Here is a 15,305-nt window from a genome sequence, read left to right as displayed (position 1 = left end):
GATGGCGGGCATGCAGCTCGAGCGGATCGCCCTCATCTCGGACGTCCACGGCAACCTCACCGCACTCGAAGCAGTCCTCGCGGACATCGAGGCCCGCGGGATCACCCGGATCTTCAACCTCGGCGACTACATCGGCAAGGGTCCGCGCGGCCAGGCCGTGGTCGACCGCTGCCGCGAGGACTGCGAGGTGAACATCCTCGGCAACTGGGACGACTTCCTCCCCGACCCGGACCGCGAATGGCCGGCCGGCGGCAGCATGCTCTGGTGGCATGACGAGCTCCGCGAAGACCAGCGCACCTGGCTGCGCAACCTCCCGTTCTGTCACGACTTCCAGCTGAGCGGCCGGCAGATCCGCATCTTCCACGCCTCCGCGACCAGCGTGCACACCCGCGTCTACTTCGACCACGACGCAACGGCGTACGAGGGCATGTTCGAGAACACGCCCGCCACCGGCGACGGTCCGGTTCCGACAGTGGTCGCGTACGGCGACATCCACGACCCGTACTACGAGTGTGACCTCCGCGGCGCGCTGATCAACGTCGGGTCGGTCGGCAACAGCCTCACGGACCCGACTCCCGTCTACACGATCCTCGAAGGCGGCCCGGACGCGACAGCTCCGTTCTCCCTCCAGTTCGTCCGCGTCCCGTACGACGCCCAGGCCGAACTGGCCGTGGCCCGCGAGCTCGGCGCCCCGGAGCTGGACGCCTACGAGGCCGAGATCGTCCACGGCATCTACCGAGGCACGTTCTACGCCGGCAAGACCTCGACGTACCACCGGGACTGACGGGCGTATCTCCTTGCCTGTAAGGAGGATTTGGTCCGTTATCATTTTGTGACTACAATAGAACACATGTTCGATCTCGATGGGGACCTCACGGATCTCTCCAACCGCGACCTGCTCGAATCGGTCGCGGACCACATCGCGTTGTCCAACCGTTGTGACACCCGCGTCTTCGAACACGCCCTGGTCTACGCCGACCGCTTTCACCCCGACCATCTCCCCGACTCGGTCCGGCCCGGTCGCCGTGCGGCCGATGGCCGCGAGCGTGCCGTCGTGTACGGCGGTGAGGGCTGCCCGCCGGTCGTGGAGTTCGCGGTCGACGAGTTCGGTGTCGTGATCGGTGTCTCGCCGCAGGTCGCGGCCCGCTACATCGGCAACGCTCTCGGGCTACGCCATCGGTTTCCACAAACCTGGGCGAAGGTCCTGGCCAACGAGGCCACCGCGTGGAAGGCCGCTCGGATCGTCGACGACTGCACCGACCTGTCCGAAGCGGCCGCCCGGTATGTCGATGCCCGGGTCGCCGGCCTGATCGACTCCATCACGCCGGGCCGGCTCGCGCGGATCGTTCGCGCCGCCAAGTACCACGCCGACCCCGACCAGGCTCGTGCTCAAGCCGCTCAGAAGGCCCGTGAGCGCGGAGTGTTCACCGGCCAGGCCGACGAGCACGGCACCGCGACCATGTACATCCGCGCGGCCGCGGGCGACATCAAACGCAACAAGGCGGCCATCCGAGCCATCGCCGATGCGTTGAAGGACATCGGTGACCCCCGCACTCTGCAAGCCCGCCAGGCCACCGCCGTCGGCATCATCGCCGACCCCCGCTACCACCAAGAACTCCTAGCCCAAGCCGCCGCGCACCCCCGCCACACCACCAACCTCACACAGCCGGCCCCCGGCCCTGCTCCGCGCCCCGCCCCGACGCGAGCGTCCGAGCCAAGGTCTACGCCGGACTCCTCACCCGACCCCACCCCGGCGCCCGCGCCTGGCGTGGGAGTCCCGCCGGCTGCCGGTCGGCTTGGCGGTGCGCGTGCGCCGGTCGTGGACGACCCAGTCGCTGCGTCAGCTCAAGACCTGCCCGACTGGCCTGAACCGGATCCCGGTGACGACGCTGACCGCGACGCACCCCACCCCAGCACTAGCGACCTACCCGACCCCCTCGACACACCACCCAGTTCGGACTCGGAAGTGTTCGAACCCGGACTACCCACAGACCCCGGCGACGGCGGTGAACCACTCGATGCCGAAACCCGGCGCGCGCTCTCCGCCCGGCTGGCCCAGATCAGGCACGACGCCTACAACAGGCCCAGCACGTCAGGCGTTCCCGCGCGCCCAGGCAAGACCGAGATCTACGTCCACCTCACCGACCACACCCTGGCCACCGGCATCGGAGTACTCCGCGTCGAAGACGTCGGGCCCCTGATCGCCGACCAGCTCACCGAAGCCATCGGGTACGGCCCCTACACCGTCAAGCCCGTCATCGACCTCAATCAAGGCATCAGCGCCAACGCCTACGAAATCCCCCTCCGCATCCGCGAACACGTCAAACTCACCCACCCCGTCGAACTCTTCCCGTACGGCACCCGCGAAACCACCCACACCCTCGACCTCGACCACATCCGCCCCTATGACTCCCTCGGCCCACCAGGCCAGACCAGCACTGACAACCTCGCACCGCTGAGCCGCCACGGCCACCGGGTCAAAACCCACGCCCGAGGCTGGACCGTCCACCGCCTCAACCCCACAACCCTCGAATGGACCACACCCCACGGCTTCACCTTCCACGTCACCCCCACCGGCACCCACCGAATCACCAAAGACCCACCCGGTGCTTCCCGATCAGGGGCTCAGGCGGCCGAGCCAGTGGGTGAGTGCCGCGACGATCTCGGTCGGGAGGTCCGGGTCTGCGATCACTGACTGGTTGGCGGTGACAATCGCGGCGACAGCCCCGACGTTTCGATGAAGGCTTCAACGAATGACAGATGGTCGACGAGGCGGTAGTCGATCGCGGGCTTGCCGGATCCGCCCCTGCCGATCGGGTGGAGCGCGATGCTCCGGCGGCCCGTTCGAGCCACCGCACCGATGACTTTTCGTCGCAGGTACGACGATGTGGGGTTCCCGTGCAGGAAGAGCACCGGATCACCGACGCCCACTTCGACGTACTGGAGCCAGCATCCCAGCACCTCGACCCTGGCCGACTTCACCGTCCGATCGTATTCGAGCGAGATTTCATCGGTGGTTCGGTCGATGCGGGCGTGCTCGAATTCCTTGCATGACGGACGATTCCAGCGCGACGCCCACGCCGACGATCGCCCGCCGCGGACTTCTGAAGCTCGCCGCCGCGGCCGGTATCCTGCCTTTCCTGCCCGCCACCACAGCTCTCGCGAGGACCACGCAGGCGCTTGCCGCCCCTTGCTCGCCGCTGCCGATCATCTCCGGTCCGGAGTTCCCGATCGGCGCGTTCTGGCCGCCGTCGATGCAGCCGCGGTTCAACCTGTTGGAGCGGTTCCAGGAGATGAAGGATGCCGGGTTCACGTTCTCCTTCGTCGGCGCGAGTGACGACGACAAGGAAGTGCCGTACGTCCACAGCACGCTCGACCTCACCGACCAGGTCGGGCTGAAGGCGCTGGTCGTCAACTGGCCCGAGAAGGCCTTGGAGCGGCGTACGGAGTTCACGCGGCATCCGTCGTTCGCGGGGTTCCGGCTGACCGACGAGCCGCAGGCCAGCGAGTTCCCGCGGTTCGCGGCCGGCTCGGCTGCGTTGCGTGCGGCGGCCCCGAACCTGTTGCAGAACATCAATCTGCTCCCCGACTTCGGGGGCTGGCGGGACTACATCCACGAGTTCACCAGCACGGTCCGGCCGCAGATGCTGTCGTACGACCGCTACCCGTTGATGGACGACGGCAGTGACTTCGGCGGCTACTGCGCCGAGTGGCAAGAGTTTCGCGCGGCCGGTCTGGGTGCTGGGGTGCCGACCTGGATCTACATCCTTTCCGTCCCGCACTGGCGCTACCGATCGCCGTCGGCCGCCGAGCTCGCCTGGCAGGTCAACGTCAGCCTGGCCTATGGCTGCAAGGGCATCCAGTACTTCTGCTACTGGTCGCCGGAGCCGCCGCCGAGCTACGGCCCCGCGCTGATCGACTACGAAGGCAACCGGTCCCCGATCTACGACTACGCCAAGACTGTGAACACCACCTGGCTCGCCCCGGCGGGCGCCGAACTGCTGCCACTTGTGTCGGAGCGCGTAGTGCACGCGAACGGGTCGGTCCCGTCCAGCGTGCAGCCCTTCACACCGGACGCGTTCCTGACCAGCACCTCCGGCAACCCGGTCGTCCTCGGCACCTTCCGCAGCAAGGACCGGAAGCCGCGGACGAGGTGGCTGCTGGTGGCGAACTGGTCCCACTCGGCGTCCGCGCAGGCGACCATCAACGTGAACACGGCAACGGTGACTCGCGTCTCGCGCTTCGACCCGGCCACCACGACCTACACGGCCCAGCCGAGCGCGGCCTCGATCACGGTCTCGCTCGCGCCCGGTGCGGCCGCGCTCTATCGGCTGGACGCACCCGGTACGTCGCTGGACCCCCAGGCGCAGGTCATCCTGGCTTCGGACAGCGCGGTGCACCACGCGATCCAGGAGGTTGGTGACACCTGGAACGGTCCGAACCCGTTGGGTGGCCCGGCCCGGCTGGTAGCGGCATCCGAATTCAACGGTGCGTTGAACGTGATGGAGATGACCGGCGACGCGGTCTACCACCGGGTGCGGGCCGTCGACGGCAGTTGGAGTACCCGGAACCTGTTCGGCGAGCTCAGAGGCGTGTCATCGATGACCGCCGCCGTCGTACTCGGCTGCCTGCAAGTGGCCTTCGCCTCGGGCGGGATCGTCTACCACCTGATGCAGTTCCCGGACGGCCGCTGGGACGGCCCGAACCGCCTCGGCGATGCCGCGAACCTGGTCGCCGCCACCGAGTTCCACGGCACCTTCCAGATGATGCAGGTCGAGGCTTCCGGCCGGATCTACCACCGGGTCCGGAACGGCAACGGCACCTGGAGCTCCCGAAACCTGTTCGCCACCATGACCGGCATCACCTCCATCGCCGTCACCGTCGTCGGCGACGAAATGATGGTCGTCATCGCCGCAGGCGGCCAACTCCACTACGCGATCCAACACACCGACGGCACCTGGCAATTTCCGACCGCAACCGGCGATCCCGCCGACCAGGTCGCAGCATCCTCGACGTCCGGCGAACTCCAGCTCACCGCGATCTCCGCCGGCCAAGCCTTCACCCGCCGCCGCCGCGCAGACGGCTCCCTAACCCCAAAGGCCGCCGTACCGGGCGCTCCAACCAACCTCACCGCCGTGGCTGCCGCCAGCCGCTCCCCGGAGCACTGCCACTAGAAGAAGAGGATTTCTGAGCCGACGATTTGGTAGCCGGCGGCTAGGAAGGCGCGGAACGACGCGGCGTTGCCGGGGGTTACTTGGGCCCAGAGGTGGGCGTCGGCGGGGATGAGGGTGCGGGCGGCTTGGGCGAGTCGGCGGCCGTGGCCTTGGCCTTGGGCGGACTCGGGGACTTCGATGGCGCACTCGAGGCGTCCGGCCACGCCGCGGCCGATGATGACGACGCCGCCGCCGTACGGGTCGACGTACGCGCGGACGTCGTCGCGATACTGCAGTGCTCGGGCCAGCCGTGGGTGATCGTGGTCGGTGAACTCGGTGAGATCAGCCTGTACGGCGGGCTCCGGGAGGGCAGGCGCGAGGAGCATCGCGTCGAGGGTGTGCGCGGACCGGCCGGTCGCGGCGGCGAGTGCGGTCAGGAACGGCGGGGAGACGGGCTCGGCCGGGTCCTCAGGTGTGAGCCGTGCGGTGACCCAGGTGGTGTCGACGTCGGCGGCGACCACGGTGTGGGCGGTGAAGGCCATCACGCAGGACTCGCGCGCGGAGGGCGGTGAGACAACTGTCACGCTGAGATCCGGGATTGGGAAGGCTCCGCCTTCGACGCCTTGCAGAATGTCGGCCAGAGTTGTCATCACGAGCCATTGTGGTGGAGAACCCACCGAACGCACGGAGGCGACACATGCGGACACCGCAGCTGGTGCAGGCCGACGGGCTGCCTACCGAGGTCACGATCTACGAGGTCGGGCCGCGGGACGGGTTGCAGAACGAGTCGGCGATCGTCGATGTCGAGGTCAAGGCGGAGTTCATCCGCCGGCTGGTCGACGCCGGGCTGCGGACCGTGGAGACGACGAGCTTCGTGCACCCGAAGTGGGTTCCGCAGCTCGCCGACGCGACTGAACTGCTGGCCAAGCTCGAGTTGCCGGACGACGTCCGCGCGCCGGTCCTGGTCCCGAACGAGCGCGGCCTCGACCGCGCCCTCGCGTCGGGCGTCCGGGAGATCGCGATCTTCGCCAGCGCCACCGAGACCTTCGCGGCGAAGAACCTGAACTCGACCGTGGACGAGCAGTTCGCGATGTTCACCCCGACGGTTGAGCGCGCGCTCAACGAGGGTTTGACCGTCCGCGGCTACGTGTCGATGTGTTACGGCGATCCGTGGGAGGGTGACGTACCGATCGACCAGGTCGTCAAGGTCGGCGCCCGGCTGGTCGATCTCGGCTGCCACGAGCTCTCGCTCGGCGACACCATCGGCGTCGCGACCCCCGGCCACGTCACCGCGCTGATCGCCGCCTTCACCGCGGCCGGCGTCAGCACCGACAAGCTCGCCGTGCACTTCCACGACACCTACGGCCAGGCCCTCGCCAACACCCTCACCGCCTTCCGTGAAGGCGTCACCACGGTCGACAGCTCCGCCGGTGGTCTGGGCGGTTGCCCGTACGCCGAGTCCGCCACCGGCAACCTCGCCACCGAGGACCTGCTCTGGCAGCTCGACGGCCTCGGCATCAAGACCGGCGTCGACCTCCCCAAGCTCGTCGAGACCAGCGTCTGGATGGCCGAAAAGCTCGGCAAGCCGTCGCCCAGCCGCGTCGTCCAGGCCCTCGCGGGCTGACCTGTCGAACCGAACGGTGCCTAGGGCTCGATGGGGCGGCGGATGCGGCGGATGAGGCTCTTGTCGGCGTACTGACCGATCCGGTACGTCGACCAGCCGTCGACGGTGGCTCCGACGGCGCCGCCGAGGAGTGGGACGCGGCGGGTGACGGTGATGGCCATCCGTTTGCCGCTGACGCGGGCGATCAGTTCGGCGACGACCTCGGTGGCGACCTGGCGGTCGAGCTCGGGGTCGAAGACGGGTGCGGTGGCGATGGCCAGGGGTGAGGTCACCAGGCTGGACTTCTTCAGGCGGTCGGTGACCCCGTCCTCGCCGAGCAGGCAGGTGATGACCGCCGTACGGACGCGGGGGTCGTCGAGGTCGTAGCCGCGCAGGTGGGCGATCGCGGCGACCATCCGCGCCTGCACGATGGCGATGCCGGTCATGTTCGCCGGGAGCGCGACGGGGAGGGTGACGAGGCCACCGATGCTGGTGACGAAGCCCTGGACGCCGGCGAGCCGGATGTGCTGGTCGATCACGGCGTCGATGGCGAGCTGTGGGTCGCCGCCGACCTTGGCGAGTTTGTTCTCCGCGACCCGCTCGGCGCTCGGGAACCGCTGGTACCCGTCGATGGCGAACTCGAGGATCTGGCGCAGTACGCCCGCGGCAGCTTGGGGCGCGAACCGCTGGGCAGCGGGCGCGAGACTACTGGCAACGAACCTGGCTACTCCGGCCACAGTGCTCCTTCCCGCCTGACCTCACGTGTCGGGAGCCCGGGCGTGCCTTCAACTCTACGTGGCCCAGGTGCCCGCGCCACTCGGGACAAACCCTCGGTGTCCCCTGGGATTCGTCGTGGTCCAGGATGTGAGGGTGCCTGTCGAGCCTGCTGCGTCTGTGTGGGAGTTCCCGCCGGTGTCGGTCGCCGGCGACGGTGACGTGGTGGCGGGTGGGGCGGATCTGCGCCCGGGTACGGTACTGGCGGCGTACCGGCAGGGGTTGTTCCCGATGCCGGACCACCGCAGTTCGTTGCTGTGGTGGTCGCCGGTGGACCGCGGCGTGATCGAGGTGGCCGGGTACCGGCCGACGCGGACGGTACGGCGGGCCCGGGCGAAGTTCGAGATCCGGGTGAACACGGCGTTCGACCAAGTGATCCGGGCCTGCGCCGACCCACGCCGTACCGGCGCCTGGATCGATCGGGACATCATCGCGTCGTACACCGAACTGCACCGGCTCGGCTGGGTGCACTCGGTCGAGGCGTGGGACGGCGACGAGCTCGCGGGCGGCCTGTACGGCGTCGCGATCGGCGGACTGTTCGCCGGGGAGTCGATGTTCCACCACAAGACCGACGGGTCGAAGGCGGCCGTGGCCGGGCTGATCGAGCTCCTGGACGACGAGTACGCCGAGGAGCGGGTGTTCGACATCCAGTGGGTGACCGACCACCTGGCGACGATGGGCGCGATCTCGATCCCGCGCGAAGACTATGTACGGCGGGTGCGGGGCGCGCTCGCGCTGCCCCTGCCGAAGGCGTTCAGCTGATCCCCACGAACGCGGCCATCTGACGGCTGGTCTCGGCGAAGAAGTCGTCGGCCGGGTCCATCGATCCGACCAGCTGACCGAACAGCTCGAAGCTGATCATCCCGAACAGCTGCGTCCACACGATCGCCATCCGCAACAGCATCCGCCGCGGTACGCCGGGCGCGAACTCGGTCAGTACGTCGACCTGCTCCGCGAGCCGGCCAGTGGGCTCGGGCGCGTCCAGGTCGTCGAGCCAACCCTCGGCGTGTGCCTGGCCGAGGATGCGCAGCAGCACCAGCGGCACGCGTGCCGCTGGCTGCACGGTGGTCTGCGGTGCCTGGTAGCCGGCGATGGGTGATCCGTAGATCAGCGCGTACTCGTGGCGGTTGGCGAGGGCCCAGTTGCGGACCGCGGCGTACACGGCGATCCACGCCTCGCGGGGGTGCGGGTACACCTGGTTCGCTGCACGCTCCGCGGCCTCGCCGAGAGCGTCGTACGCGTCGATGATGAGCGCGGTGAGCAGGTCGTCCCGGCTGGGGAAGTAGCGGTAGAGGGACGACGACACCATGCCGAGCTCGCGCGAGATCGCCCGCAGCGACAAGCTCTCGGCGCCGCTGGTCTCCAACTGCCGTCGCGCGGCCGCCTTGATCTCGTCGGTCAGCTCGGCCCGGGCTCGCTCACGGGCAGTACGTCCGGCGCTCATGAGCCCAGTCTGCCACAAAACCGAGAGCAGTGCTCTTGACAGTGAGCGGTGCTTCCGTGTTCACTGATCACAACAGAGAGCACTGCTCTCGCAAATGACTTCGAGAAGGGCACGACGATGCCGGAGTACAAGCAGACCTACGACAGCAAGCGCGTCTTCACCGGCGGCGAGAGCAGCATGCGCGTCTTCAACCGCATGGTCGCCGGACTCACCAAGCTCGGCCTCAGCCTGATGGGCAGCCGCGTCCTCTCCGTCCGCGGCCGCAAGTCCGGCGAGTGGCGCAGCACCCCTGTCAACCTCCTCGTCATCGACGGCCAGCGCTACCTCGTCGCCCCCCGCGGCCACACCCAATGGGTCAAGAACCTCCGCGCCACCCCCGAAGCCCTCCTCCAGCTCGGCCGCCGTACCGAAACCTTCCGCGCCGTCGAGCTCACCGACGCCGACAAGCTCCCCGTCCTCCGCCTTTACCTCAAGAAGTGGTCCTGGGAGGTAGGCGCCTTCTTCGAAGGCGACGTCACCAAAACCTCCCCCGACGAGGTCCTCCACCACATCGCCCCCGGCGTCCCCGCCTTCCGCATCACCCCCGCCTGACGCGGTGGCAGGATGGGTGGATGATCACGGCTGAGCAGTTGAACGCGGCGCCGAAGGTGCTTTTGCATGACCATCTGGATGGTGGGTTGCGGCCGGCGACGGTGGTGGAGCTGGCGCGGGAGGTTGGGCATCGGGTGCCTCGGGAGGATGCGGGGGAGCTGGGGCAGTGGTTTGTGGAGTCGGCGGACTCGGGGTCGTTGGAGCGGTACCTGGAGACGTTTGATCACACGGTGGCGGTGATGCAGACGGCTGAGGCGATCTCGCGGGTGGCGAGTGAGTGTGTGCAGGATCTGGCGGCTGACGGGGTGGTGTATGCGGAGGTGCGGTATGCGCCGGAGCAGCATCTGACCAAGGGGTTGTCGCTGGAGCAGGTGGTGGATGCCGTGCGGGAGGGGTTCGAGCACGGGATGGCAGTGGCGGAGCGGCCGATCGTGGCGCGGCAGCTGCTGACAGCGATGCGGCATCAGGCGCGGTCGATGGAGATCGCGGAGTTGTCGGTGCGGTACCGCGATGCGGGCGTGGTCGGTTTCGACATCGCCGGGGCGGAGGCGGGGTACCCGCCGACCCGGCACCTGGATGCGTTCGAGTACCTGCAGCGGGAGAACGCGCACTTCACGATTCACGCCGGCGAGGCGTTCGGGTTGCCGTCGATCTGGCAGGCGATCCAGTGGTGTGGCGCGGACCGACTCGGGCATGGCGTGCGGATCATCGACGACATCAGCCATGACCCGGCGGGGGAGAAGGTGGAGCTGGGGCGGCTGGCGGCGTACGTGCGGGACAGGCGGATTCCGCTGGAGATGTGCCCGAGTTCGAACCTGCAGACCGGCGCGGCCGCGTCGCTGGCCGAGCACCCGATCGGGCTGCTGACCAAGCTGCGTTTCCGGGTCACCGTCAACACCGACAACCGGCTGATGAGCGGTACGTCGATGAGTCGCGAGCTGGCGTTGCTCGCGGAGACGTTCGGCTACGGGCTGGCGGACTTCCGCTGGTTCGCGATCAATGCGATGAAGTCCGCGTTCATCCCGTTCGACGAGCGCCTCGCGATCATCGACACGATCATCAAGCCCTGGTACGCCGAGGCGCTAGCCCAAGCGGAGTAGGACTTTCCCGGCTGTCGTCGCCGCGGCATCGATCGCAGCGGCGGCGTCGGCCAGGTCGTACTCGCCCGCGATCATGGGCGTCACGTCGAGCCCACCGGCCAACAATGCGACGGCCTCAGTGATCTCGTCGACGAACCGATATGAACCGGTCCACGTGATCTCGCGACTCACCAGATCGCCCAGCACAGCAGGCGTCGGCGCGATCGGCAGGTTCCCCACTTGTACGACGGTTCCGCCGCGAGCCGTTGCGCGCAGCACCGCACCGAGCGCCCCAGGAACGCCAGAAGCCTCGACCACCAAGGCGCTGTCGTTCGGCAACCCCACGGCCGCATCGAACAGGTGGTCCGCACCCATGGCCGAGGCCATCGCCAACGCCTCAGCGGTCACGTCTGCACTCGCCACTCGCCTAGCCCCACGAGCCTTCAAGGCCGCGACCACCAGCGACCCGATCGACCCAGCGCCGTTCACGAAGACGAACTGGCCTCGCACATCCCCCAGCCGCCCGACCGCATGCAAGGCAACGGCCAGCGGCTCGGCCAACGCAGCAATCCGCGTGGACAACCCAGCCGGCAGCGCCCGCAACTGATCCACCCGCACCACCCGGTACGTCGAGAACCCGCCATCCTCGTGGGGATCGAAGGCCGCCGACCCGAAGTACCGAACCTCCCGATGCAGGTTCGTCCGCCCCGCCACCAACTCAGGCAGCGGCTCCGACGACGGCGACGCCGGATGCACAGTCACCGGATCCCCAACCCCATAAGACGAAACTCCCGAACCCAGTACGGCGATCCGCCCCGCCACCTCGTGACCGAGCGCGAGTGGATGACGGAGGACCGCCGTACCGGAGGAGCCGTGTCGCGCGTAGGAGATGTCACTCCCGCAGATGCCGCCCCACTCCATCGCGACCAGTACCTCACCAGGCCCTGGCGACGGATCCGGCCGTGACTCGACGCGGACATCGCCAGGGCCATGCACGACAACGGCCTGCATCAGGCGGACGCACCGCCGACCGGAATCGTCGTACCGTTCAGATAGCTGAACTCGTCACCCGCGAGACCGAGCACAGCCTGCGCAACCGCGGCAGCCGGTACCGCCCCCGCCAGCAGCGTGTTCACGCGAACCCCCTGTACGCCGTACTCGGCTGCGGCGGTCTTGACCAGGTCCTGCGCGGATGGTGAGTTGCTGATGATGTGCCCGCCGCCGCTCGCGATCAGGTGCGGGAGCTCGTACTTCATCGCGAGGAACTGCCCGTGCGCGTTCGTAGCCAGCCCATCGCTCCACTCCGCGACCGACCCGACCGGGACGCCGGCGTTGTTGAACGCGATGTCGAGCCGCCCATAACGCCGTACGGCCTCAGTGACGAACCCCTCCATCGACGAGGCCGAGCGGACGTCGCTCTCCAGGTACGTCGCTTCTCCTCGCGCAGCTCGGATGGTGCGTTCGACCTCGCGGCCCAGCGCTGTTCGCCGGCCACCGAGGACGACGCGTGCCCCGGCCGCGGCGAAGGCGCAGGCGGTGGCCTCGCCGATACCGGAGGTTCCACCGGTGATCAGCACGACCTTCCCGGTGAATCTGCCGGGCGTGCGGCGGGTGGCGGCGGTAGACGTTCCACTTGCGGCGATACCGGCGGCGGTGGCGACAGCACCGCCGAGGACGGCCCGGCGACTCGCTCTGCTCATGTGCATTCCCCTCGAAGCAACGGTCAGTGGCTCCAAGCCTGCCGGATCACGGCGTACTTCGCGCTGGTCTAGCGCGGTGAAATTCCGGTGACCACGACGTCATGAACAGTGCCGAAAGCCTCTTCCAGGGACACCTCGACCTCGTCCAGGCCCCAGCGGTAGAGGATGCCCACGTAACTGTCGAAGAGCAGGTTGCCGATCGCGAAGGCGTCCAGGTCGGTGCGGATCTCGCCGCGTTCCTGCCCGACGGCGATGGCCTGACCGAAGAGGAGGCCGGTCGAGTGCGAGCCGGCCGTGGCCATCACGCCGGAGTGGAGGACCGCCCGCATCATCGCCTGGTTCGTCTCCCGGTCCGCCTCATAGGAGTGGGCGGCCGCCCGGGCGACGCCCTGGATGACGTCGAGCACGCTCCGCTCTCCGGCCTGCAGTTGCTGCTCGAGCCCCTCGCGAATGCTCTGCCGCCGTTTCAGGATCAGCTCGAGGAGGAAGTCCTCCTTGCGCGGGTAGTGGTTGAAGGCCGTGGCGCGGGCGACGTCGGCGCGTTCGGCGATCTCGTCGATCGTCGAAGCCCGATAGCCCTTCTCCGCGAAGGCGGCCAGCGCCGCCTCCAGCAGCCGCTGCCGCAGCGCCGCCTTGCTCCGCTCCCGACGGCCCAGCGGGGCTGCGTCGACTGTTGCCGAGTCAGAGTCCATCTGCAGACTATGACATCAACTTGGACTAGAGTCTGACTTAGGGTGGGCTTGGTGACCGAGGGGGAGCACGGATGGCGAAGGTCTGGTTGGTGACCGGCGCGGATGGCGTGATGGGGCGCTCGATCGTGGCCGCGGCGGCCGCGTCCGGAGCGGTGGTCGTCGCGGCGGCCCGGCACCCGGAGTCCGTCTACGACCTCGTCGGCGCGTTCCCGCGGCAGGTCGAGGCGCTCGGTCTCGCCCCGGAGCAGGCCGACCACGCGGTGGCCGGGATCCTCAGTCACCACCGGCGCCTCGATGTCCTCGTGAACACCACCAGCGACCGTGCGATCGAGGATGCCGTCCTCTCGCACTTCAGCCGCCAGCGGTCCGGCGCGATCGTCCGTCCGGACGACGACGCCGAGCCGTGGGCCGAGGCGGACGCGATCGTCGCCGCCCACACCGAAGCTGGTCCTCGACCCAAGGGGTTGCAGCCCCTTGGGTCGAGGGCCGTCAGACCGACCGTTGATAGGTGCGGAAGGCCCGGGTCGACAGCCACCCGACGATCAGCGTGAACGCCGCCAGATAGCCGCCGTGGCGCAGTACCGACGACCAGTCCGGGTCGGCGGACAGCGCCTGCCGGGCGGCGATCGCGGCCCAGTCGACTGGATTGAACCGGGCGGCCACACCGACCCAGTGCGGTGCCACCTTCGGGTCGATCATGATCGACGACATGAACGTCAGCGGGAGCGAGACGAACTGCGAGATCCCGATCAGCGCCTCCTGCTGCCGGGTCAGCAGGGCGACCGCGTTGGACAGTGAACCGAACGCGATCCCGACCAGCATCGATGCCGCGGCCGTGACCAGGTAGCCGGCCGCGCCACCGTCGTACCGGGCGCCGGCGGCAATCCCGATCGCGAACACGAGCACCGTCTGGATCAGCGTGTTGGTCGCGTTGCTGATCAACTGTCCGGCCATCAGCCCGCCGCGGCTCACCGGTGACGCGAGCATTCGGTCCATCACTCCGCGTTCCATGTCCGCGATGAACGTCGTACCGCTCCAGCCGCTCGACATCAGCGCGGTCATCATCACGATCCCTGGTGTCAGGAAGGCGATGTACGACTTGTCACCGAACCCCGGGATCTGCACGACACCTTGGAACACCTGCCCGAACAGCAGCAGCCAGATCGCGGGCTGAACCAGCGTGAAGATGATCAGAGCCGGTTGCCGGTACGACGCGCGCAGCCAGCGACCGGTGATGAGCCGGGTGTGTGCAACCGCTGTCGTCATCACGCCGCCTCCTCGGCTGCTTGGAACGAGCGACCCGTGTAGTTCAGGTACACGTCGTCCAGCGACGGTCGCGACACCGTCACCGCGGAGACCGGAATCGCCTTGTCCTCAAGGGCTCCCAGTACGGCGGGAACCGCGGTCGCGCCGTGAGCGACCCGTGCGCGCAACACCTTGCCTTCGACAACTATCTCGCCGATCCCGGACAGCTGCCCCAGGAGGGTGCGAACGGTCCCGTCGGTATCGGCATCGATGAGCTCGACCTGAACCGAGTCGCCGCGCAGCTCGGACTTCAGCCCGTCCGGGGTGCCTTCGGCAACGATCTTGCCGTGGTCGACGATCGCGAGCTGATCCGCCAGCCGGTCGGCTTCCTCCAGGTAATGCGTGGTGAGCAACACGGTGAGGCCCTCGGCGCCGGCGAGCCGGCCGACCTCGGTCCACAGGTCCGCACGCGCCTCCGGGTCGAGACCGGTGGTCGGCTCGTCGAGGAACAGCACTCGCGGCCGATGCACCAGGCCGAGTGCGACATCCAGCTTGCGCTGCATCCCGCCGGAGTACGTCTTGACCTGACGACCGCCGAACTCGGTCAGGCCGAATCGCTCGAGCAGGTCGGTGGCCCGCCGTACGGCGTCTGTCGGGGACAGGCCGTAGATGCGCCCGCCCAGCACGAGGTTCTCCATGCCGGTGGCCATCGGGTCCGAACTGGACTTCTGGGGGACGTAGCCGATCGCGTGCCGGACCTTGGCCTGGTCACGGATCACGTCGTACCCGGCGACGCGCGCGGTCCCGGAGTCGGCGCGGGACAGGGTCGTGAGGATCTTCACGGTGGTCGACTTGCCGGCGCCGTTCGGGCCGAGCAGGCCGAGTACGACGCCTTCGCCGACGCTGAAGGTCAGTCCGTCGAGGGCGCGTAACGGTGGTTTCCGGCGACCGGCCGGATAGGTCTTGACCAGCTCTGATGCTTCTAGAGCATGCGTAGCCATGGTGGGTGACTCCCTTGGTGTGA

17 protein-coding genes are annotated in these 15,305 nt (G+C 68.4%); 8 read left to right on the top strand and 9 right to left on the bottom strand.

What is annotated here, in order from left to right; genetic code table 11:
* The first annotated feature begins 10 nt into the window (after positions 1–10).
* Entirely contained in the window at positions 11–784 is a 774-nt protein-coding gene (locus ACIA49_RS29925; RefSeq protein WP_396380945.1) for a metallophosphoesterase family protein, read from the top strand.
* Between the two features lie 66 nt (positions 785–850).
* Positions 851–2,695: a hypothetical protein gene (locus tag ACIA49_RS29920; RefSeq protein WP_396380943.1), complete on the top strand. Its 1,845-nt coding sequence runs from the start codon at positions 851–853 to the stop codon at positions 2,693–2,695.
* On the opposite strand, the gene ACIA49_RS29915 is transcribed toward ACIA49_RS29920, so the two are convergent.
* Positions 2,689–2,982 carry an alpha/beta fold hydrolase gene (locus tag ACIA49_RS29915; protein WP_396380941.1) on the bottom strand — a complete coding sequence of 98 codons (294 nt, stop codon included), beginning with the start codon at positions 2,980–2,982 and terminating at the stop codon, positions 2,689–2,691. The two genes, ACIA49_RS29920 and ACIA49_RS29915, sit on opposite strands and share 7 nt — an antisense overlap.
* A gap of 68 nt (positions 2,983–3,050) precedes the next feature.
* Here ACIA49_RS29915 and ACIA49_RS29910 point away from each other — a divergent pair, with 68 nt between their 5' ends.
* A complete protein-coding gene (locus ACIA49_RS29910; protein ID WP_396380940.1) occupies positions 3,051–5,174 on the top strand; it encodes a hypothetical protein in 2,124 nt (707 codons plus the stop codon).
* Here ACIA49_RS29910 and ACIA49_RS29905 read toward each other — a convergent pair.
* Positions 5,171–5,803 carry a GNAT family N-acetyltransferase gene (locus ACIA49_RS29905; RefSeq protein ID WP_396380939.1) on the bottom strand — a complete coding sequence of 211 codons (633 nt, stop codon included), beginning with the start codon at positions 5,801–5,803 and terminating at the stop codon, positions 5,171–5,173. The two genes, ACIA49_RS29910 and ACIA49_RS29905, sit on opposite strands and share 4 nt — an antisense overlap.
* Before the next feature lie 47 nt (positions 5,804–5,850).
* On the opposite strand from ACIA49_RS29905, the gene ACIA49_RS29900 reads away from it, so the two are divergent.
* Entirely contained in the window at positions 5,851–6,777 is a 927-nt protein-coding gene (locus tag ACIA49_RS29900; RefSeq protein ID WP_396380938.1) for a hydroxymethylglutaryl-CoA lyase, read from the top strand.
* A 20-nt stretch (positions 6,778–6,797) separates the two neighbouring features.
* On the opposite strand, the gene ACIA49_RS29895 is transcribed toward ACIA49_RS29900, so the two are convergent.
* Complete coding sequence (locus ACIA49_RS29895; protein ID WP_396380936.1) at positions 6,798–7,493, bottom strand: EcsC family protein; 696 nt, start codon at positions 7,491–7,493, stop codon at positions 6,798–6,800.
* 133 nt (positions 7,494–7,626) lie between these two features.
* On the opposite strand from ACIA49_RS29895, the gene aat reads away from it, so the two are divergent.
* Positions 7,627–8,292, top strand: a complete 666-nt coding sequence (aat, locus tag ACIA49_RS29890) for a leucyl/phenylalanyl-tRNA--protein transferase (RefSeq protein ID WP_396380935.1) — start codon at positions 7,627–7,629, stop codon at positions 8,290–8,292.
* Here aat and ACIA49_RS29885 read toward each other — a convergent pair.
* A complete protein-coding gene (locus ACIA49_RS29885; RefSeq protein WP_396380934.1) occupies positions 8,285–8,974 on the bottom strand; it encodes a TetR/AcrR family transcriptional regulator in 690 nt (229 codons plus the stop codon). The two genes, aat and ACIA49_RS29885, sit on opposite strands and share 8 nt — an antisense overlap.
* Before the next feature lie 117 nt (positions 8,975–9,091).
* Here ACIA49_RS29885 and ACIA49_RS29880 point away from each other — a divergent pair, with 117 nt between their 5' ends.
* The gene (locus tag ACIA49_RS29880) at positions 9,092–9,565 is read left to right on the top strand and encodes a nitroreductase family deazaflavin-dependent oxidoreductase (protein ID WP_396380933.1); all 474 of its coding nucleotides are present in this window, start codon (positions 9,092–9,094) and stop codon (positions 9,563–9,565) included.
* A gap of 20 nt (positions 9,566–9,585) precedes the next feature.
* Positions 9,586–10,665 (top strand): adenosine deaminase, encoded by a 1,080-nt coding sequence (locus ACIA49_RS29875; RefSeq protein ID WP_396380932.1) that lies wholly within the window; start codon positions 9,586–9,588, stop codon positions 10,663–10,665.
* On the opposite strand, the gene ACIA49_RS29870 is transcribed toward ACIA49_RS29875, so the two are convergent.
* The 3 genes from ACIA49_RS29870 to ACIA49_RS29860 all read right to left on the bottom strand — a co-directional run bounded on the left by ACIA49_RS29870 (position 10,648) and on the right by ACIA49_RS29860 (position 13,036).
* A complete protein-coding gene (locus tag ACIA49_RS29870) occupies positions 10,648–11,655 on the bottom strand; it encodes an L-idonate 5-dehydrogenase (RefSeq protein ID WP_396380931.1) in 1,008 nt (335 codons plus the stop codon). The two genes, ACIA49_RS29875 and ACIA49_RS29870, sit on opposite strands and share 18 nt — an antisense overlap.
* Positions 11,655–12,344 carry an SDR family NAD(P)-dependent oxidoreductase gene (locus ACIA49_RS29865; RefSeq protein WP_396380929.1) on the bottom strand — a complete coding sequence of 230 codons (690 nt, stop codon included), beginning with the start codon at positions 12,342–12,344 and terminating at the stop codon, positions 11,655–11,657. The genes ACIA49_RS29870 and ACIA49_RS29865 overlap by 1 nt, the downstream gene beginning before the upstream one ends.
* A 68-nt stretch (positions 12,345–12,412) precedes the next feature.
* Positions 12,413–13,036 (bottom strand): TetR/AcrR family transcriptional regulator, encoded by a 624-nt coding sequence (locus tag ACIA49_RS29860; RefSeq protein WP_396380927.1) that lies wholly within the window; start codon positions 13,034–13,036, stop codon positions 12,413–12,415.
* Positions 13,037–13,107: 71 nt separating this feature from the next.
* On the opposite strand from ACIA49_RS29860, the gene ACIA49_RS29855 reads away from it, so the two are divergent.
* Positions 13,108–13,587 (top strand): SDR family NAD(P)-dependent oxidoreductase, encoded by a 480-nt coding sequence (locus tag ACIA49_RS29855; protein ID WP_396380925.1) that lies wholly within the window; start codon positions 13,108–13,110, stop codon positions 13,585–13,587.
* Here ACIA49_RS29855 and ACIA49_RS29850 read toward each other — a convergent pair.
* Positions 13,526–14,302: an ABC transporter permease gene (locus ACIA49_RS29850; RefSeq protein ID WP_396380923.1), complete on the bottom strand. Its 777-nt coding sequence runs from the start codon at positions 14,300–14,302 to the stop codon at positions 13,526–13,528. The genes ACIA49_RS29855 and ACIA49_RS29850 overlap by 62 nt on opposite strands.
* Entirely contained in the window at positions 14,302–15,282 is a 981-nt protein-coding gene (locus ACIA49_RS29845) for an ATP-binding cassette domain-containing protein (protein WP_396380922.1), read from the bottom strand. The genes ACIA49_RS29850 and ACIA49_RS29845 overlap by 1 nt, the downstream gene beginning before the upstream one ends.
* Between the last annotated feature and the right edge of the window lie 23 nt (positions 15,283–15,305).

Origin of the sequence: Kribbella sp. NPDC051587 (genome assembly GCF_044453945.1) — a bacterium.
In the GTDB taxonomy this organism is placed as follows: domain Bacteria; phylum Actinomycetota; class Actinomycetes; order Propionibacteriales; family Kribbellaceae; genus Kribbella.
This window is presented reverse-complemented; position numbering and strand designations above follow the sequence as displayed.